Annotated in this window: 14 protein-coding genes; 5 read left to right on the forward strand and 9 right to left on the reverse strand. The window is 68.1% G+C overall.

The annotated features are described in order from the left end of the window. Positions 1–13 precede the first annotated feature (13 nt). From E1H18_RS27370 to E1H18_RS18085, 7 genes are all read right to left on the reverse strand, one after another. A complete protein-coding gene (locus E1H18_RS27370) occupies positions 14–889 on the reverse strand; it encodes an AraC family transcriptional regulator (RefSeq protein ID WP_172271029.1) in 876 nt (291 codons plus the stop codon). Between the two features lie 69 nt (positions 890–958). Continuing rightward, a complete protein-coding gene (locus E1H18_RS27375) occupies positions 959–3046 on the reverse strand; it encodes an ATP-binding protein (protein ID WP_172271031.1) in 2088 nt (695 codons plus the stop codon). Positions 3047–3062: 16 nt separating this feature from the next. After that, a complete protein-coding gene (locus E1H18_RS18065) occupies positions 3063–3740 on the reverse strand; it encodes a class I SAM-dependent methyltransferase (protein ID WP_172271033.1) in 678 nt (225 codons plus the stop codon). A 68-nt stretch (positions 3741–3808) separates the two neighbouring features. Then, positions 3809–4882, reverse strand: a complete 1074-nt coding sequence (locus tag E1H18_RS18070) for an endo-1,4-beta-xylanase (protein ID WP_172271035.1) — start codon at positions 4880–4882, stop codon at positions 3809–3811. A 2-nt stretch (positions 4883–4884) separates the two neighbouring features. After that, entirely contained in the window at positions 4885–5304 is a 420-nt protein-coding gene (locus E1H18_RS18075) for a flagellar export protein FliJ (protein ID WP_172271037.1), read from the reverse strand. After that, on the reverse strand, positions 5304–6638 hold the full coding sequence (gene fliI / locus E1H18_RS18080; RefSeq protein WP_172271039.1) for a flagellar protein export ATPase FliI: 1335 nt from the start codon (positions 6636–6638) through the stop codon (positions 5304–5306). Before fliI ends, E1H18_RS18075 begins: the two co-directional genes overlap by 1 nt. 66 nt (positions 6639–6704) lie before the next feature. Beyond that, positions 6705–7688 carry a prolyl oligopeptidase family serine peptidase gene (locus tag E1H18_RS18085; protein ID WP_172271041.1) on the reverse strand — a complete coding sequence of 328 codons (984 nt, stop codon included), beginning with the start codon at positions 7686–7688 and terminating at the stop codon, positions 6705–6707. Positions 7689–7810: 122 nt separating this feature from the next. Between E1H18_RS18085 and E1H18_RS18090 the strand changes: the two genes are divergently transcribed. The 4 genes from E1H18_RS18090 to E1H18_RS18105 all read left to right on the forward strand — a co-directional run bounded on the left by E1H18_RS18090 (position 7811) and on the right by E1H18_RS18105 (position 11765). Continuing rightward, positions 7811–8593 (forward strand): LytTR family DNA-binding domain-containing protein, encoded by a 783-nt coding sequence (locus tag E1H18_RS18090; RefSeq protein WP_172271043.1) that lies wholly within the window; start codon positions 7811–7813, stop codon positions 8591–8593. A gap of 431 nt (positions 8594–9024) precedes the next feature. After that, on the forward strand, positions 9025–9720 hold the full coding sequence (ctrA, locus tag E1H18_RS18095) for a response regulator transcription factor CtrA (protein ID WP_172271054.1): 696 nt from the start codon (positions 9025–9027) through the stop codon (positions 9718–9720). A 260-nt stretch (positions 9721–9980) separates the two neighbouring features. Further along, positions 9981–11357 carry a peptidoglycan DD-metalloendopeptidase family protein gene (locus E1H18_RS18100; RefSeq protein ID WP_172271056.1) on the forward strand — a complete coding sequence of 459 codons (1377 nt, stop codon included), beginning with the start codon at positions 9981–9983 and terminating at the stop codon, positions 11355–11357. Between the two features lie 42 nt (positions 11358–11399). Further along, positions 11400–11765, forward strand: coding sequence for a hypothetical protein (locus E1H18_RS18105; RefSeq protein ID WP_172271058.1), 366 nt, complete (start codon positions 11400–11402; stop codon positions 11763–11765). 1187 nt (positions 11766–12952) lie between these two features. On the opposite strand, the gene E1H18_RS18110 is transcribed toward E1H18_RS18105, so the two are convergent. Then, positions 12953–14491, reverse strand: a complete 1539-nt coding sequence (locus tag E1H18_RS18110) for an ATP-binding protein (RefSeq protein ID WP_172271060.1) — start codon at positions 14489–14491, stop codon at positions 12953–12955. 347 nt (positions 14492–14838) lie between these two features. Between E1H18_RS18110 and E1H18_RS18115 the strand changes: the two genes are divergently transcribed. Then, positions 14839–15711 (forward strand): DMT family transporter, encoded by an 873-nt coding sequence (locus E1H18_RS18115; protein WP_172271237.1) that lies wholly within the window; start codon positions 14839–14841, stop codon positions 15709–15711. Between the two features lie 123 nt (positions 15712–15834). Here E1H18_RS18115 and E1H18_RS18120 read toward each other — a convergent pair whose 3' ends face one another. After that, complete coding sequence (locus E1H18_RS18120) at positions 15835–17133, reverse strand: M20/M25/M40 family metallo-hydrolase (RefSeq protein WP_172271062.1); 1299 nt, start codon at positions 17131–17133, stop codon at positions 15835–15837. Positions 17134–17141: the final 8 nt, after the last annotated feature.

Consider the following 17141-nt stretch of genomic DNA (forward strand, 5'->3'; position numbering starts at 1 on the left):
CGCTATTCGGAATTCAGTGCCGACGCAGGTCCACGGGCCGATAGCCGAAGTGGCGCAGGAAGGCGGTCGAGAAGTGGGCGGGCGTGTAGCCGACCGCCTCGGCCGCCGCCGCCACGCCTTGTCCGCGCACCAGCAGGGTATGGGCGGTCTCCAGCCGGCGGCGGGTGACATAGGCCGCGATCGAGACGTCGAAGGTCTCGCGGAAGGCCTGGGTCAGGCTGCGGACATTGACGCCGACCTCGCGCGCCAGCCGGGCCAGGTCGGGCGGGGCGGCCAGGTTGGCCTCGAGAATCTCGCGGGCCCGCTCGGCGCGGCGGGTCAGCAGGGCCGGGCGGGCGTCCGGCTGGGCGGAGAGGGATAGCCAGTTCAGGGCCATGGCCGCCAGCTCCAGGGCGCGCGCCTCCATGGCCAGCGACCGCGCCGCGCCCTGGAACCACGGATCGATCGGTCGGCAGAGGCCTGCCACCACCTCGGCCGGCGGACGGTCGGTGGCGCGCAGGCGGCCGCCGGCAGCCAGGCGCCCGGCGATTTCCTCCAGGCCGCCCGAGCCGCTGTCGGCGAGCTGCTGCGGCGTCAGATAGATCCCGCACGACAGGGCCGGACCCTTGTCGATCCGGGTCTCGAACGGCTCGGCCTCGTCGCGATAGAGGATCGCCGTCAGACCCAGGCCGTCGAAGGCGAAGCTGCCCAGGCGCGGATGGCGGCTGCGCAGCCGGGCGATGCCGCAGCTGAGATGCAGGCCGGGCGGCAGGGGCGCGCTGTACTCCTGGGCCGCGTCCAGGACCTGGGCCGACTGATGCAGCAGGCCGTGGCGCAGGGGAACGGTTTCCAGCGTCCGGGCCAGGCCGGCGTCCTCGACCACGGCGCGGATGGCGGCGTCGGCGCTCACGATCTCTCCATATTGCGAATGACTCGCAACATGCTTAGGCGGCTTGGCGTCGAAGCGCAACCACGCGGGTCAGGCTTGGGCGCGGTCCTCGTCGGACGCCGTCCTGCGGCCCTCCAGGGCCCGGGCCACGGTGGCGATCAGGGCTTCGCGCTGGATCGGCTTGGGCACGTGGTCGTCCATGCCGGCGGCGCGGCAGCGGGCGATCTGCTCGGGCAGGACGTCGGCGCTGAGGGCGATGATCGGCAGGGCGGCCCGCGCATCGGGCAGGGCGCGGATCGCCCGGGTGGCGGCCAGGCCGTCCATCACCGGCATGTGCACGTCCATCAGCACCAGATCGATGTCCTCGACCTGCACGGCCTGAACCGCCTGGACGCCGTCCTCGGCGGTAATCACCTCGCAGCCGGCCAGGGTCAGCAGCGCCTTGCCCAGCTCGCGGTTCATCGGGTGGTCGTCGACCAGCAGTACGCGCGGCGCGCGCTCGGTCAGGGTCTCGGGCGCGGTGTGAGCGGTGAGGTCCGGCGCGACGGCGGGCTGAGCGGTCAGGGTGATCCAGAAGCGCGCGCCGTGGCTGGGGCGGCTCTCGACGCCGATCTCGCCGTCCATGCGGGTGACCAGAGCCTTGCTGATCGCCAGGCCCAGGCCGGTGCCGCCATAGCTGCGGCTGATCGAGCTGTCGCCTTGCGAGAAGCGCTGGAAGAGGCGCGGCTGCACCGCCTCATCGATGCCGATGCCGGTGTCTATGATCTCGAACCGCAGGGCGCCCGGCGCAGGGCCCAGGGTCAGCTTGGCGGTCACCCCGCCCACTGCGGTGAACTTCAGGGCGTTGGCCAGCAGGTTCAGCAGCGCCTGGCGCAAACGGGTCTCGTCCAGGGCCAGCAGGGTGTCGGGCGCGGTCTCGTCCAGAACCTCGACCACCGTGCGCAGGTAGAGGCCCTTGGCGGCGGCTTCCGGCGCGATGATGGCGGTGGTGTCGCGCAGCAGGGCGATCGGCGAGGTCGGCGTCAGGGTCAGGTCCATGCGGCCGGCCTCGACCTTGGCGAAGTCGAGCAGGTCGCCGACGATCTCGGCTAGGGAGCGGCCGGCCTGGCCGACCAGATCCAGCCGCCGACGGCTCTCGGCCGACAGGTTGGGATCGTCGGCCACCAGCGACGCAAAGCCCAGGATGCTGTTCAGCGGCGTGCGGATCTCGTGGCTGATCGTGGCCAGGAATTCGGACTTGGCCTGGTTGGCGGCCTGGGCGCGGGCCTGGGCGGCGCGGGCCAGGGTCGAGCGGCGGGCCAGCAGGGCCTTCAAGCGCTTCTGGCGGCTGAGCGCCAGGGCTGCGACCAGGCCGACGGCATAGAGCACGACCAGGAAGATCAAGGCGTGGCGCAGCGGCGGCAGGGCCACGCGGGGATCGACGCCTGTCCGCTGCAGGACGGCTGGAATGGCGACGGCGATCGCGACCAGGACCAGCACCGCCACCGCGCGGGGGCCGCCGCGGAAGGCGGCCAGGATGACGGGGGCGAACAGCAGGACCTGGTAGTCGGACTGGGTGGCGAAGACGATGGCGGAGACGGCGCCGACCAGGGCGGTGATGCCGAACGCTTCCAGGGGATGGACCGGAAAGCCTTCGCCCTGGCGACGATCCATCAGGATCAGGGTCGCGGGCAGGGCGACCGCCGCGCCCAGGACGTTGGAGATGGTCCACTCGCTCCATCCCTTCAGCAGCGGCCGGCCGGCGCTGAGCGACAGTAAGCCGTTGCTCATCAGCGAGGTGAGGACCGTCAGCACGCAGGCCAGGCCGATGATCGTCAGCAGGCTGCGCTGATCGCGGATGCGGATCGGCGCGGCCAGCCGGCGCAGCAGATAGGCGGTGCCCGTCATCTGCAGGGCGTCGACCATCGTGACCAGCAGGGTGAAGCGCACGCTGTCCTGGATGCTCAGGCCCAGAACGATGCGCAGGACGCAGGTGGCGGCGAGGAAGGCGAAGCCCTGGCGCCGGTTCAGCACCATCAGGGCGCCGATGGCGATGGCGTTGGCGGTCCACAGGGTGGGCAGGTTGTGCGTCGCGCCGGCCAGGAACAGGCTGTAGGCGACGCTGGTCAGATAGGCGCAAGCAAGTATGGCCGGCCGGCTCCAGCCGCGGATCCCACTGTGGTCGCGTGCTTGTTCCACCCCCGTCGCGACCGGACTAGTCGCGGATGGCGATCAGCGACTTGGTCAGGACGAGGATCTTCTCGTCGACGTGACGGGCGTCGGGATACAGGAACTTGAACTGGGCCTTGTCCAGCAGGCGGGCGTGCTGGACGTCGCGCATGGCCGCGCCGAGGTCGGGCGCCTTCTCCGAAAAGCCGTGCGGGCGCTTCATCAGCAGCTTGGCGCGGGTCTGCTCGGATCGCCAATGGAAGAACGGCGTGGAGAAGTGCGGCTCGACCGGAAACCAGAAATACGGGGTCTGGACGTAGTAGCGCGGCGCCAGGCGGCGGCATTCGGCGGCGAAGGCCTCCATGCGCGGCCAGTCGCCGACATGCTCGACCACCGAATTGGAATGAACCAGGTCGAAGCTGTTGTCGGCATGCTCGTGCATGTCGCAGGCGTCGCCGACGGCGGCCGTGAACAGTGGATCGTCCACCGCGAACGCCTGCGGGTTGAACAGGCTGATATGGACCTTGTGCGCTTCCAGGAACTTGCGGTCGTACAGGATCTGCCAATAGGTCGGCTCACCGCCGAGGTCGGCGATGTGGACCTGCCCGCGCTCGGCGAAGGTCTTCTCGATCAGGGCGACCACATGGGCGGCCCGCGCACGACGAAAACGCGCCGACAGCGAATTTTCGCTGTCCATGTCCTGGAGGGCGTGGATCAGTTTCATGCGGACACCTTGCCGCAGGGCGCTTGAGATTTCGTATATGCGAAACGGGTTTTCGCTTGGGGGGAGCGTTATCCCGACAGCACTTCCGCCAGCGCCTGGAACATCGGTTTTGGCTGGCCGGCGTCGTTGAGGGGCAGGCCCTGGTCCTTCGGGCGCTTGCCGGAGTCGCCGCGCAGCCAGCTGTCCTGGTCGCGCAGGCCCCAGACGGTGAAGGCGAAGCGCTGTTGCGGCGGCAGGTCCATATAGGCCTGGGCCAGCTCGCGGGTCAGGTCGGCCTGACGCTGGAGCAGCTCGGGCAGGCGCGAGAAGTTCGGCCGCTCGCCCAGGGAAATGTCCAGCTCCGAGACGTGGATCGGCAGGCCGAAGCTGGCCAGGTCGCGCATTGCCGCGCGGCACAGCCCCGGGCGGGTGGAGTCGAGATCGAGGTGGCTCTGGGTGCCGATGCCGCCGATCGGCGCCCCGGCCTTCAGCAGGCGCTCGACCAGGCGCATGAAGGTGGCCCGCTTCTCCGGGTTGTCTTCCAGATGGTACTCGTTGATGAACAGCACCGCGTTCGGATCGGCTTCCTTGGCGTGGTGGAAGGCCAGGACCATGTGCTCGTCGACGCCGAGGTTGCGGGTCCAGATCGACTGGCGCAGCTCTCGGCCATTGTCCGCGACCGCTTCGTTGACAACGTCCCAGCCCACGGCCTGGCCGCGATAGCGCCCGGCGACGGCCAGGATGTAGTTGCGATAGGCGTCGGCGAACGGCTTGCCGCGACCGTCCAGCTTCTGGAAGGCGGGCATCTCCTGAGCGTACCAGACCAGGGTGGTGCCATAGAGGCGGACGCCGTTGCGGCGGGCGAACGCGGCGATGGCGTCGGGGCGATCGAACCGGAAGCCGCCGTCGTCCTGGAGAATGTACTCCATCTTCATTTCCCACTCGGGCGTGAGCTGGGAATAGTGACGCAGGAACAGGTCGGTGAAGGCCGGATCCGACAGCTGGGCGTGCTGCACGCAGGCGCCGACCGGCGTCGAGGCGATCGACTTCAGCGGCACGTCGTCGATGACGGGGGCGGGCCCCGGCTGGCTCTGGGCGCGCTGTCCGCAGGCGCTCAGGGCGAGCGCAGAGGCGATGGCGGAACGGCGGGTGAGCCGTTGCACGCTTACCGCCCGGCCATCGCTGTGCGACGGATGCTCAGTTCGTCCAGCTGCGCGGCCTCGAAGGCGCCCAGCTTCTTGGCGGCGACGATCTTGGCCTGCTCGGCCACGTGCTCGTACTTCTTGAGGTTCTCGAAGGCTTCGGAGAGGGCCTCGCGGGCGCCCACCTCTTCCAGCTGCGACTGCTCGACCTGCACGACCATGTCGGCGCGGCGGCGCTTGTAGCCCTCGCGATAGCCGATCATGTACCAGCCGGCCGACGCGTCGCCCTCGGCGTTCTTGGCCTCGGCCTCGGCTTCGGCGTCCAGCATGGTGATGCGCAGTTCAGCGGCCGTGCGGCGCTCGGTGATCTCGGCAAGGCGTTTCTGAAGGGTCTCGACCTCGTGGTTCGAGATGCGGATCAGCGAGGCGGCCCACTTGGTCATCAGTACTCACTCTCGAGGATCTGCCCCAGATGACCGAAAGAGTCGTCCAGACTAGTTGCTTCTTCCTTATCCTGGCTGAGGAAAGCCTCGATTGCCGGGTTCAGGCGGATCGCGCGGTCGACCGTGGGGTCGGCCCCGGCGCGATAGGCGCCGATGCGGATCAGTTCTTCCATGTTGGCGTAGGCGGCCATGACCTGGCGCGCGCCCTTGACGATCTGGCGCTCGTGCGGGTGCTGGCAGCCCGGCATGGTCCGGCTGATCGACTTCAGCACGTTGATGGCCGGGAAGCGGCCGCGCTCGGCGATGGCCCGTTCCATGACGATGTGGCCGTCCAGGATACCGCGGGTGGCGTCGGCGATCGGCTCGTTGTGGTCGTCGCCGTCGACGAGGACGGTGAACAGGGCGGTGATCGGCGCGGCCGTGGTGCCGTCGGCGCGGATCGGCCCCGGACCGGCGCGCTCCAGCAGCTTGGGCAGCTCGGTGAAGACGGTGGGCGTATAGCCCTTGGTGGTCGGCGGCTCGCCGGCGGCCAGGCCGATCTCGCGCTGGGCCATGGCGAAGCGGGTCACCGAGTCCATCAGGCACAGGACTTCCTGGTCCTGATCGCGCATATATTCGCTGATCGCCAGGGTCATGTAGGCGGCCTGGCGGCGGGTCAGGGCCGGTTCGTCCGAGGTGGCGACCACGACGACGGCGCGGCGCAGGCCTTCCTCGCCCAGGGTCTCTTCCACGAACTCGCGGACCTCGCGGCCCCGCTCGCCAATCAGGCCGACGACGACGGCGTCGCAGGTGGCTTCCTTGGCCAGCATCGACAGCAGCACCGACTTGCCGACGCCCGAGCCGGCGAAGATGCCTAAGCGCTGGCCGCGGCAGGTGGTGGTGAAGACGTTCATCGATCGCACGCCCAGATCCAGGCGCTCGCCCACCCGGCCGCGGGCGTGGGCCGGCGGCGGTGAGGTCTTCAGAGGATAGGGGATCTCGCCCTGCGGCAGCGGGCCCAGGCCGTCGATCGGCTCGCCGAAGGCGTTGATGATGCGGCCCAGCCAGGCCTTGGTCGGGCGGACGACCGCGCCTTCCGGCACGATGCGGATCTCCGCGCCGGGGCCCACGCCCTCGACGGGGCCAAACGGCATCAGCAGGGCGCGGGTCTCGCGGAAGCCGACGACCTCGGCCGGCAGGGGCTTTTGGCCCAGGCGCTCGATCTCGACGCGGGCGCCGACCGACAGCCGGGTCAGACCGCCGCGCACCTCGATCAGCAGACCGTTCACGGCGGCGACGCGGCCATAGATGGTCAGCGGATCGATACGTTCGACGGCGGCGATGAGACTGCGCAAGGCGGCTCCTTAATGACCTGCGCAGACTCGGCGATCGTGGTTAATCAGGTGTGAAACTGGCCATGGCTAAGGTGCGACCAATTGGTCGGTGAAGAACCGGACGACGGCGGCGTTGAAGTCCCGGTGGAAGGCCGCGCGGTCGAAGCCCGGCGCGCTGGCGCAGATCGCCCCGACCTCCGGCGCGGGCCTGGCGTTGCAGGGCGTCAGGAAGTCGAAATGCAGCGCCCCGGCCACGACGCGATAGTCGTGCGGTCGGGGGAGGCTGCGATGCACGGCTTCGGCGTAATCGTCGCCGGGCAGGATCTCGTCGTCGGCCGCCTTCCATAGCTGCACCGGGGCCTTGATCCCTTTCAGGCCGCCCTTGCCGAAGGTGAAGCCCAGGGCCGGGGCGGCCGAGACCACGGCCTTGATCCGGTCGTCGTGAACCCACCTGGCCGTCAGCGCCTCGGCGGGGATCGGCCGGCTGGCGGTCAGCTTGCAATCGAAATTGCCGGGGTGGGCGCGGCAGTGGGCGGGAACCTTGCCCAGATCCGGCTCGCCGCCGGCCGCCGCCAGCACCGTGAAGCCGCCCGACGAGAAACCGAACGCGCCGACCTTGCTCGGGTCGATATTGGCCTTCAGCGGCGAGGCCTCCAGCATCCAGCCGATCAGGGCCGACAGCGCCGCCGGACGGTCGCTCATCGCCGTGGCGCGGCTTTGGTCCTTGTAGTTGTCGCCGGGGTGGGTGAGGGCGGCGACCACGAAGCCAGCCTCCGCAAGAGCCTGGGCCGTGTCGGCGTGGCCGCCGAAGAAGCCGCCGTTGCCGTGCGACATGACGATCAGCGGCAGGTGCTCCCCCGTCACCGGCGCGCCGGCCGCGACGGTGTGACCCCAGGACCCGAAGCTCATCGGCGCCGGCGTCGCCGCGGTGGGATACCAGACCCCGACCTCGACCGGCTGCCCCTCGGGGCGGGGCTCGTGCAGCAGCATGAACCCGGCGTTGGCGGCGAACGCCGGGGAGGAGACGGCGCTCGCCGCCAGGGCGGCGACGAGGAGATGACGGAGCGACATGACGGCCCTTCAGCGAATGACGATGACCTCGCTGTGACCGCCGCCGGTCCCCTTCGCCACGCTGCATGCGGGAATGGGCGAATGGGTTCGCGGACGGGCGAACGGCCGCTATACCTCGCCGGATGACCGCCCACGCTTCCAAGCCGCCGCTGCTGGGGACCGCTCGCGAATGGGCGATCGACCTCGCCGTGGCCGTGGGGATCGGCGTGCTGCTGGGGCTGATGGGGCCGTTCGGCAGCTTCTTCAACGGCGGTCCCCTGGTGCGGATCACCTATTGGGTGGCCAGCATCGCCTGCGGGATGATGCTGTCTGGCGTGCTGGCCCGGCTGGCGGGCGCGGGCGCGCGGCGTATCGGGGCGCCGGACTGGACGATCGTACCGTTCGTCATCCTGATCGGCAGCGCTATTCAGGCCCCGCCGCTGCGCCTGGTCGCCGTCGCCCTGTGGCCGCTGATCGAGACGGCCGTGTCGCCGCTGGCCTGGTACGGCCAGTGTGTGGCGATCGCGACGCCGGTCGTCGTGGCCTACTACTTCATCCGCGTGCGCTCACGTGTGCATGCGCCCGCGCGCGAGGGGCTGGTCCCGGTCGAGGCCGCGACGCCCGCCGCCGATCCGGGCGCGGTGCTCTATCTGAAGATGGAGGACCACTATGTCCGGGTCCGGACCGAGCACGGCTCGCGACTGGAGATGGGGCCGCTGGCGCGAGTGACGGCGGGGCTGTCGGGCGTCGAGGGGCTGCAGGTCCACCGCTCGTGGTGGGTGGCGCGGCGGGCGATCCAGGGCGTCGAGCGCGATGGCCGAAACCTGCGGCTGCGCTTGACGGACGGCCAGACGGCCCCGGTCAGCCGCGCCTCCGTGGCCAAACTGCGCGCCGCCGGTTGGCTGGCCGCAGAAAATCCCGCCTGAAGGCCTGCGGCCGGCTGTCGCGGCCTGCGCCAACGGTTCAGCTTGGCCGCGGAAATCGTCCGTCCAGAGCTTGAGTATGGCGTTCAAATTCCCGCGACGGAACGCCGCAATCGCGCCGCAAAGATGACCGCCGATTGAACTTTGCCTTACTCGCGTAACGGCGTTCCAACCGCTTTGTGGGCACGGATTTAACGTCTTTGCGTTGGTTAACGAGAGCGCCGGAGGGGCCCCCTGCGACGCGTGCGACCAATGTGACCAAGGGCTCTCCGCCCGCTTGCACCCGATTCGCAAATCATATTAACCATTCGACCAACGGAAACATTCACCATTAACCAGTCTTAAATTAACTCTCCGGCACACTGGCCGCAGGGTTTAGAGGCGGACTTCCGCCATAAGACGTTCGAATGCGCCAGATTGGCGCGGAGGGGCTCATGCGCGTACTGTTGATCGAGGATGACAGCGCGACGGCGCAGACCATCGAACTGATGCTGAAGTCTGAGGGCTTCAACGTCTATACGACGGATCTGGGTGAGGAAGGCGTCGATCTGGGCAAGATCTACGACTACGATCTCATCCTGCTCGACCTTAACCTTCCCGACATGAGCGGCATCGATGTTCTGCGCACCCTGCGGGTCGCGAAGATCAACACGCCGATCATGATCCTGTCGGGCTCGTCTGAAATCGACACGAAGGTGAAGACCTTCTCGGGCGGCGCCGACGACTACATGACCAAGCCGTTCCACAAGGACGAGATGATCGCCCGCATCCACGCGGTGGTCCGTCGTTCGAAGGGTCACGCGCAATCGGTCATCAAGACCGGCGACATCATCGTCAATCTGGACGCCAAGACGGTCGAAGTGAACGGCAACCGCGTTCACCTGACCGGCAAAGAGTACCAGATGCTCGAGCTGCTCTCCCTGCGTAAGGGCACGACCCTGACCAAGGAAATGTTCCTGAACCACCTGTACGGCGGCATGGACGAGCCTGAGCTGAAGATCATCGACGTCTTCATCTGCAAGCTGCGCAAGAAGCTGGCGGCCTCGGCCCACGGCAAGCACCACATCGAGACGGTCTGGGGCCGCGGCTACGTGCTGCGCGACCCGAACGAGGCGGTCAACGCCGCCTAGGTCTCCAAGACCAGTAAGCGTAAAAGTTCCGCGTACCCAGAAACGCCCACCGGCAACGGTGGGCGTTTTCGCAATTGGATCATATGGTTACGGTTGGGCCGCCGCGGCGCCGTTAACCATGTCCGTGACAAAACGCCCGAAGCGCCGAATAGTCCTTGCCGTGCGGAGCATGGCCGACCATGTTCCGGCGCGACGATTGCTGGGGGGCTACCCAGCCGTGTCATTTTGACTTGCGCGGCATCGACACCGACGGGGGCACGATGCAGGAATTTGATCCGCGCCGCAGCGCGACGCGCTGGGCGCCGAGGGTTTTCACCGCCGTCGCCGGCATGGCCGCTCTGGGCCTGGGGTGGAAGCTGACCGCCGAGGACGCCAAGACGCCGTCCACCGAGCGTGCGGCTCTGGACCCGGCCGCCCTGGTCGCCCTGCAGCACGTGGCCTTCGCCAGCGCCGAGGCCCAGCCCGGCTTCGAGCGTCCCGAGAACATCGCCGTCAAGGTGCGCCCGGGCGAGACCCTGCAAGGCGCCGTGCAGCGCGCCGGGGTCGCCCCGGAAGAGGCGCAAGCCGTCGTCGCCACGCTCCAGGGCGCGATCGACACCGTCAACATCAAGGCCGGCATGGCCTTCGAGGCCGCCATCGCCCAGCGCCGCGGCCAGCGTGGTCCGGTCCGCCTGGTCGGCCTGTCGATGCGCACCAGCCCCAACTCGACCCTGACCGTCTCGCGCACCTTCGACGGCGCCTTGCGCCTGCGCGAGCTGGAGGAAAAGGTCCGCGACGAGCAGAAGGTCGCCTGCGGCGCCATGAACGGCTCGTTCTACGAGAGCGTGGCGAGCGTCGGCGGCACCCCGGCCGTGATCAGCCAGGCGGCCAAGCTGTTCTCGCACAAGATCGACTTCTCGCGCGACATTCGCGAGGGCGACAAGTTCTGCCTCGTGTTCGGCCGCAAGGTCACCGAGAGCGGTCGCACCATCGAGGCCGGCGATCTGGAATATGCCGAGGTCAAGGGCCAGAAGTTCTACGCCTTCGACCGCAAGGGCGAGGACAAGAGCCAGTTCTTCGACGAGACCGGCAAGAACATCAAAGGCTTCCTGCTGCGCACCCCGGTCGATGGCGCGCGCATCACCTCGACCTTCGGCGCGCGTCGCCACCCGATCCTGGGCTTCAACCGCGCCCACAAGGGCGTGGACTTCGGGGCCGGCACGGGCACCCCGATCCTGGCCGCCGGCGACGGCGTCGTGCTGGAAGCCCGCCGCTGGAGCGGCTACGGCAACTGGCTGCGCATCCGCCACGCCAACCAGTGGGACACCGGCTACGCTCACATCTCGCGCTACGCTCCCGGCATCAAGGCCGGCACGCGCGTGCGCCAGGGCCAGGTCGTGGCCTATGTCGGCTCGACCGGCATGTCGACCGGCCCGCACCTGCACTACGAAGTCTGGCTGAACGGCCAGCGGGTCAATCCGATCGGCGCCAAGGTCCCGCAGGGCACCATCCTGGGCGGCGCGGAGCTGGCCGCGTTCAAGTCGCAGAAAGCCCGTATCGACCGCATGCTGGCGTCCGGCGGCGAGCCCGTCAGCGGCGACGACACCCCCAAGCTGGCCATGGCCGACATCGAGCAGGCCAAGAGCAAGCTGCGCTAGGCATAAAGGTCGATCCGACCGGGATCTTTCGAGGGGCGCGACATGCTGGCGATACTGATAGCGGCCTCCCTGGCCGCCTCGGCGGCCCCTGAGACCCTGGCTGGCGACTGGGTCGTCGACCTGACGCCCAGCGCCAGCGCTGCGCCCTATCTGAAGGCCATGAGCCTGACCCTGGCGGCCGATGGCACGGTGACGGGCAGCTTCTACGATAGCGACATCCAGGCCGGCCGCTGGAAGGCCTCCAAGGGCCGCACCTGCGTCAGTTTCCGCACGACCGACGGCAAGGGTCCCTACCATACCGCCGCCTGCCTCGACGCCGGGCGGCTGACCGGCCAGACCTGGGCCGAGCATCGGAACTTCGTCTTCGTCTGGGACGCGCGCCGCGTCCCTCCTGCGGCGAGCCAGTAATCAGGGCCAGGGGGAGTTGGCCTGATGCAGACACCGCCGGCGTCCGCAATGGGCGGTGAGCGGACGCTGCCCCACGGCCTGTTCAGCGCCTCTCGCGAACGAAGAGCACCGTTTCGTTCAACATCCCAGTCGAAGTCCGGTCATACTGGGCGTGGATGCTCCGCATGAGCATCGGACCATCTCCGACGCTTCCGGTCACATCGAATGTGCATGCCCAGACCCCGTAGTGGGGCTCGCAGCGCACGTTGGAGATAGATGCCAGAGAAGCGCTAGCTCCCTCCTGACCGGCACGGAGACTGAAAAGCTTGCCGTAGGACAACCGATCGGACTGGGGCCAATGAGATTGAACATAGTCCCTCACTTCGGCTTCGGTCGGTCGAGGGGATAAGTTGCTGACAGGCGCGCGCGTGGTGCATCCGGTAAGGAGGCTCAGAATACATCCAGAGACGGCCGGCAATTTCCGGAGCATCGTCGCCACCACCTTCACAAAGCGAGTTCTATCGACGCCTGCACGTGACCGGGGTCATTCTCGCATCTTGTATGTCAGCCGTACCAACATTTAGGCGGACGTCGGAAACGTCCGCAACCGGGGGGTGAGCGGATATTGTACGCGGACGATAGACCGGTAGTTTGGTCGCAATGGCTTCGCTTCGCATCCCGACCATCGTCGCCTTGGCTCTCGCAAGCTCGATCCTCGCTGCGTGTCAGCAAGGCGTAAAAATAGAAGTGCATGGCGCTCCCGCCGAACCAACTTTCATGCTCGCAAGGCCGCGCGCTCTTGGGTTCGCCGACGGCGCACCGGGCATGTTGGAGGTAAGGCAAGTACTGGAAGGGAAAGATCAGACGGTCTGGCTGGTACGCGTCGAAGACATGGCCAGCCTGAGGTTGCCAGCCTCCATTCAATACGGTCGCGCCACACCGGGCATCATCGAAGTTGTAGCGCCGAAGCCGCTTGTGGAGGGGGCGATCTATTCGGTCAGCGCGTCAGGAGGTGGCGTCCTGGGAGGCTCCCTCTTCAAGATCACCCACGGTAGGCTCATAAGCGTCCCGGGGCTTGGGGACGGACCCTTGAAAAGAATTGAGATGATGTCTCGGTAGGCGCCAAGCTAAGCGCATCACCAGTGTCCGCAACGGGTCGAAGTCGGTCCTTGGCGACGGTGCTGGAGTGGGCGTCTGCGCCGCCGCCGTTACCCCACCGCCGCCTGGATCCCCGCCAGCAGATTGGCCGCCGTGATCGGCTTGGCCACGTGCAGGTCGGCGCCGGCGGCCAGGGTCTGCTCGCGGTGGGTGGTCAGGGCGTTGGCGCTGAGCATGATGATCGGCGTGCGGCTGGCGCCGATCTCGGTCTCCCAGGCCCGCATGGCGCGGGTGGCGGCAAGGCCGTCCATTCGCGGCATCTGCATGTCCATCAACACCACGTCGAAGGTGGCGACCCGGAAGGCGTCCAGGGCCTCGATCCCGTCGCCGACGGTGACGACCGCCGCGCCCTGGGCCGCGAGGATCAGCTGGGCGACGCGCTGATTGGTCGGGTGATCCTCGACCAGCAGCACGCGGAGCGGGGCGTCGGTGCGGGGCAGGGGCGGGGCGCCGGCGTCGCGGATCTCGGGGTGTTCGGCGGGCGCGCGAGGCAGGGGCAGCACGACGACGAAGCGGCTGCCGATGCCCGGGGTCGAGGTCGCCCAGATCTGGCCGCCCATCATCTCGACCAGTGAGTGGCAGATCGACAGGCCCAGGCCCGTGCCGCCGAACCGGCGGCTGATCGAGGCGTCGGCCTGGTTGAAGCGGCCGAACAGCTTGGCCGCATAATCCGCGTCGAAGCCGATGCCGGTGTCGGTGATCTCCAGCGTCAAGCCGGCGGCCTCGTCGGCGATGCGCAAGGTGACGCCGCCGGTCTCGGTGAACTTGACGGCGTTGGACAGCAGGTTGCCAACAACCTGGCCCAGACGCGTACCGTCGCCCAGATAGCGGCCGCCCAGATGGCCCGGAGGCAGGTCGCCGGCGCATTCGACCCGCAGGGTCAGGCCCTTTTCCTCGGCGCGATGGCGCATGATCTCGACGCAGGGGCGCAGGGCCTGATCCAGGTCGAACGGCCGTTGCTCCAGCCGCAGCTGGCCGGCCTCGATCTTGGCCACGTCCAGGAAGTCTGAGACCAGCCGCTCCAGGGTCGCGCCCGAATTGCGGATCAGGTCGACCATCTCGGCCTGGTCGGGGTTCAGCGACGTGCGCGCCAGGGCGTCGACGATGCCGATGACGCCGTTCAGCGGGGTGCGGATCTCGTGGCTGATATTGGCCAGGAAGTCGGTCTTGGCGCGGTTGGCCGCCTCGGCCGCGGCCTTGGCCTCCAGCAGGGCCCGCTCGGCCGCCACGCGTTCGGTGACGTCGCGGGCGACGCCGAAGATGTGGTCGCCGTAGCGCTGGGCGCGCCATTCCAGGGTCAGGTAGTGGCCGTCGCGGTGGCGATAGCGATTGGTGAAGCCCACCACGGGATCGCCGTCCCGCCGGTTCTCGACCTCGATGACGCTGCCGGCGGTGCCAGGCATGTCGTCGGGGTGCACCAGGCGCAGCAGCGGCTGGCCTTCCATGTCCTCGGGGCTGTGACCCAGCTTGGCCTGCCAGGAGCGGCTGGCCTTCAGCACGCGGCCTTCGATGTCGCGAATGACCAGAAGATCCAGCGAGACGTCGAAGAACGCGCTGACATCAACGGGCAGAGTCTCGCGGGTGGTCATCGTGACCGAAATCCTTGCTGACGCCGAAAAGTCCTGGCGCGGCGGCGACAAAACAAAACATCGATATCAGTGAGGCTTGGCGTTCGTGAACAACCTTGAGCAGATTTTCGAAAAGACTTGTCACGCTTGCTGGGTCGCTCCCAAATCTCACAGAATGTGGGACCAAGAACGGCGTTATCCATGATTTGTCCGACGAATATTGCCAGGCCGGTGTCTCATCATTGGCAGCGCAGTCATTGAAGCTCGGGAGCGCACGGCCTAGAAGCAGCGCTTGCGCCCCTGAAGCGAGCCCGCGTTTGTCCTCTCCTCGCCCGACCCTCTACACGGACCGCCGCTTCGTCATCGGCATGGCCGTGCTGTGCTGCTTCCTGTGGGGCAGCGCCTTTCCGGCGATCAAGGGCGGTTACGCCCTGCTGCATGTGGCCAAGAGCGACACCGCCGCCCAGATGCTGTTCGCCGGCTGGCGCTTCCTGGCGGCCGGTCTGATCCTGCTGGTGCTGGCCGCCGTGGGGCGCAAGGCGCTGATCCCGCCCCGCGACCAGATCGCCAAGGTCGTGGGCCTGGGCGTCTTCCAGACGACCCTGCAGTACGTCTTCTTCTATGTCGGCCTGGCCCACGCCACCGGCGTGAAGTCGTCGATCATGAACGCCACGGGCGCGTTCTTCGGCGTGATCCTGGCCCATTTCCTCTACGCCAACGATCGCCTGAACCGCCGCAAGGTGCTGGGTTGCCTGCTGGGCTTCGCCGGCGTGGTGGTCGTCAATCTTGGGGGGAAGGGGCTGGACTTCGACTTCACCCTGCTGGGCGAGGGCTTCGTGGTCATCGCCGCCTTCGTGCTGGCTGCCGCCTCGATCTGGGGCAAGACCATCTCGCAGAAGATGGACCCCATGGTGATGACCGGCTGGCAGCTCGGAATCGGCGGCCTGGGCCTGCTGGCCATCGGCTATGTCGGCGGCGGGGCGCTGCACGGGTTCGACATCCGCTCGCTGGGCCTGTTGGCCTATATGGCGGCCCTGTCGGCGGCGGCTTTCGCGCTGTGGAGTCTCTTGCTGAAGCACAATCCGGTCGGGCTGCTGGCGGTGTTCAACTTCCTGATCCCGGTGTTCGGCGTGCTGCTGTCGGCGCTGTTCCTGCACGAGCCGGTGCTGGCCTGGAAGAACGCCGCCGCCCTGGTGCTGGTGTGCGGCGGCATCTGGCTGGTGACGCGGAAGGCGCCTTGAAGATGCTCCCCCGCGATGCGGGGGAGCTGTCACGAAGTGACTGAGGGGGCTAATGCGGCCTAAGCCGAGCTCGCCCCCTCCGGCCCTCTGGGCCACCTCCCCCGCAACGCGGGGGAGGATCTATTAGTCCACCCCCGCCACCGCTAGCAGGGCGGCCAGGCCGACCTGCATGCCCTTCAGGCCTTCGGTCTTCTCGACGTCGATCCACTCGTCCAGAGCGTGGGCCCGCCCGGCCTTGCCGCCGGCCCCGATGGTGACGGCCGGAATCCCCAGGCTCATCGGCAGGTTGGCGTCGGTCGAGCTGTCGCCGTGCTGGGGCTCAAAGCCCAGGGCCGAGATCGCCGCGGCGGTCAGCACCACGATGTCGGACTTGGGATCTGTCTGGCCCGCCGGCCGCTCGCCGATCACCTTGGCCTCGTAGCTGACCTTGCCGGCGACCGTGGAGCGGGCGGCGTTCTCGGTCGCGACCGCCTTGTCCAGGATGCCGACCAGGGTCGCGTCCAGCTTGGCCAGTTCGGCGGCGCTTTCCGAGCGCATGTCGAATTCCATGAAGGCGCTGTTGGGAATGGAGTTCACCGAGGTGCCGCCGCCCGTGACGCTGGCCGAGTAGGTGGTCTTGGGATCCTTGGGCGGCTGGACGGCATAGAGGTCGGTCACCGCGTGGGCCAGGGCCGCCATCGGGCTGACGATGCCGAACGCGCCGTAGCTGTGGCCGCCCGGGCCCTTGAAGGTGACGCGATAGCGCTTGGAGCCCACGCCCTTGTCGACGATCCGCGATGGGTCCGAACCGTCCATCGAGAAGAAGGCGCTGATCCTGCCCTTGTAGGGGCCGGCGTCGAACAGGTGGCGCACGCCGCGCAGGTCGCCGGGGCCTTCCTCGCCGACATTGCCGACGAACAGGATGTCGCTCCGGGTCTTGACCCCCGCCGCGTCCAGGGCGCGCAGATAGGCCAGCAGGGTGGCCAGCGAGCGAGTGTCGTCGCCGACGCCGGGGGCCATCAGCTTGGTTCCCTCGCGCTTGACCGTCACATCCGTACCTTCGGGGAAGACGGTGTCCAGGTGAGCGGCGATGACCACGAACGGGCCCTTGCCTTTCGTCGCCGTGCCGGCGCGGACGCCCATGACATTGCCCTCGGCGTCCATCTCGACGTTCGACAGACCGTGGGCCTTGAGCATCTCGAGATAGGCCTTCGCGCGAGCCTCTTCCTTGAACGGCGGCGCGGGAATCTGGGTCAGCGTCACGATGTCGGCGACCGTGCGGTCATAGTCGGCGTCCAGCTTGGCCACGGCCTTCTTGAAGGCGGGGGAGGTGACCAGCTTGCTCACGGTCTTTTGCGGATCAGCCTTGGGGGCGGCGAAGGCAGACCCGCCGCTCAGGGCAGCGGCGAGGGCGAGGAGCGAAGCGGCGTGGCGAAGGGTCATGTCGGCGT

It is taken from the genome of Caulobacter sp. RHG1, from assembly GCF_013181195.1.
GTDB lineage: Bacteria > Pseudomonadota > Alphaproteobacteria > Caulobacterales > Caulobacteraceae > Caulobacter.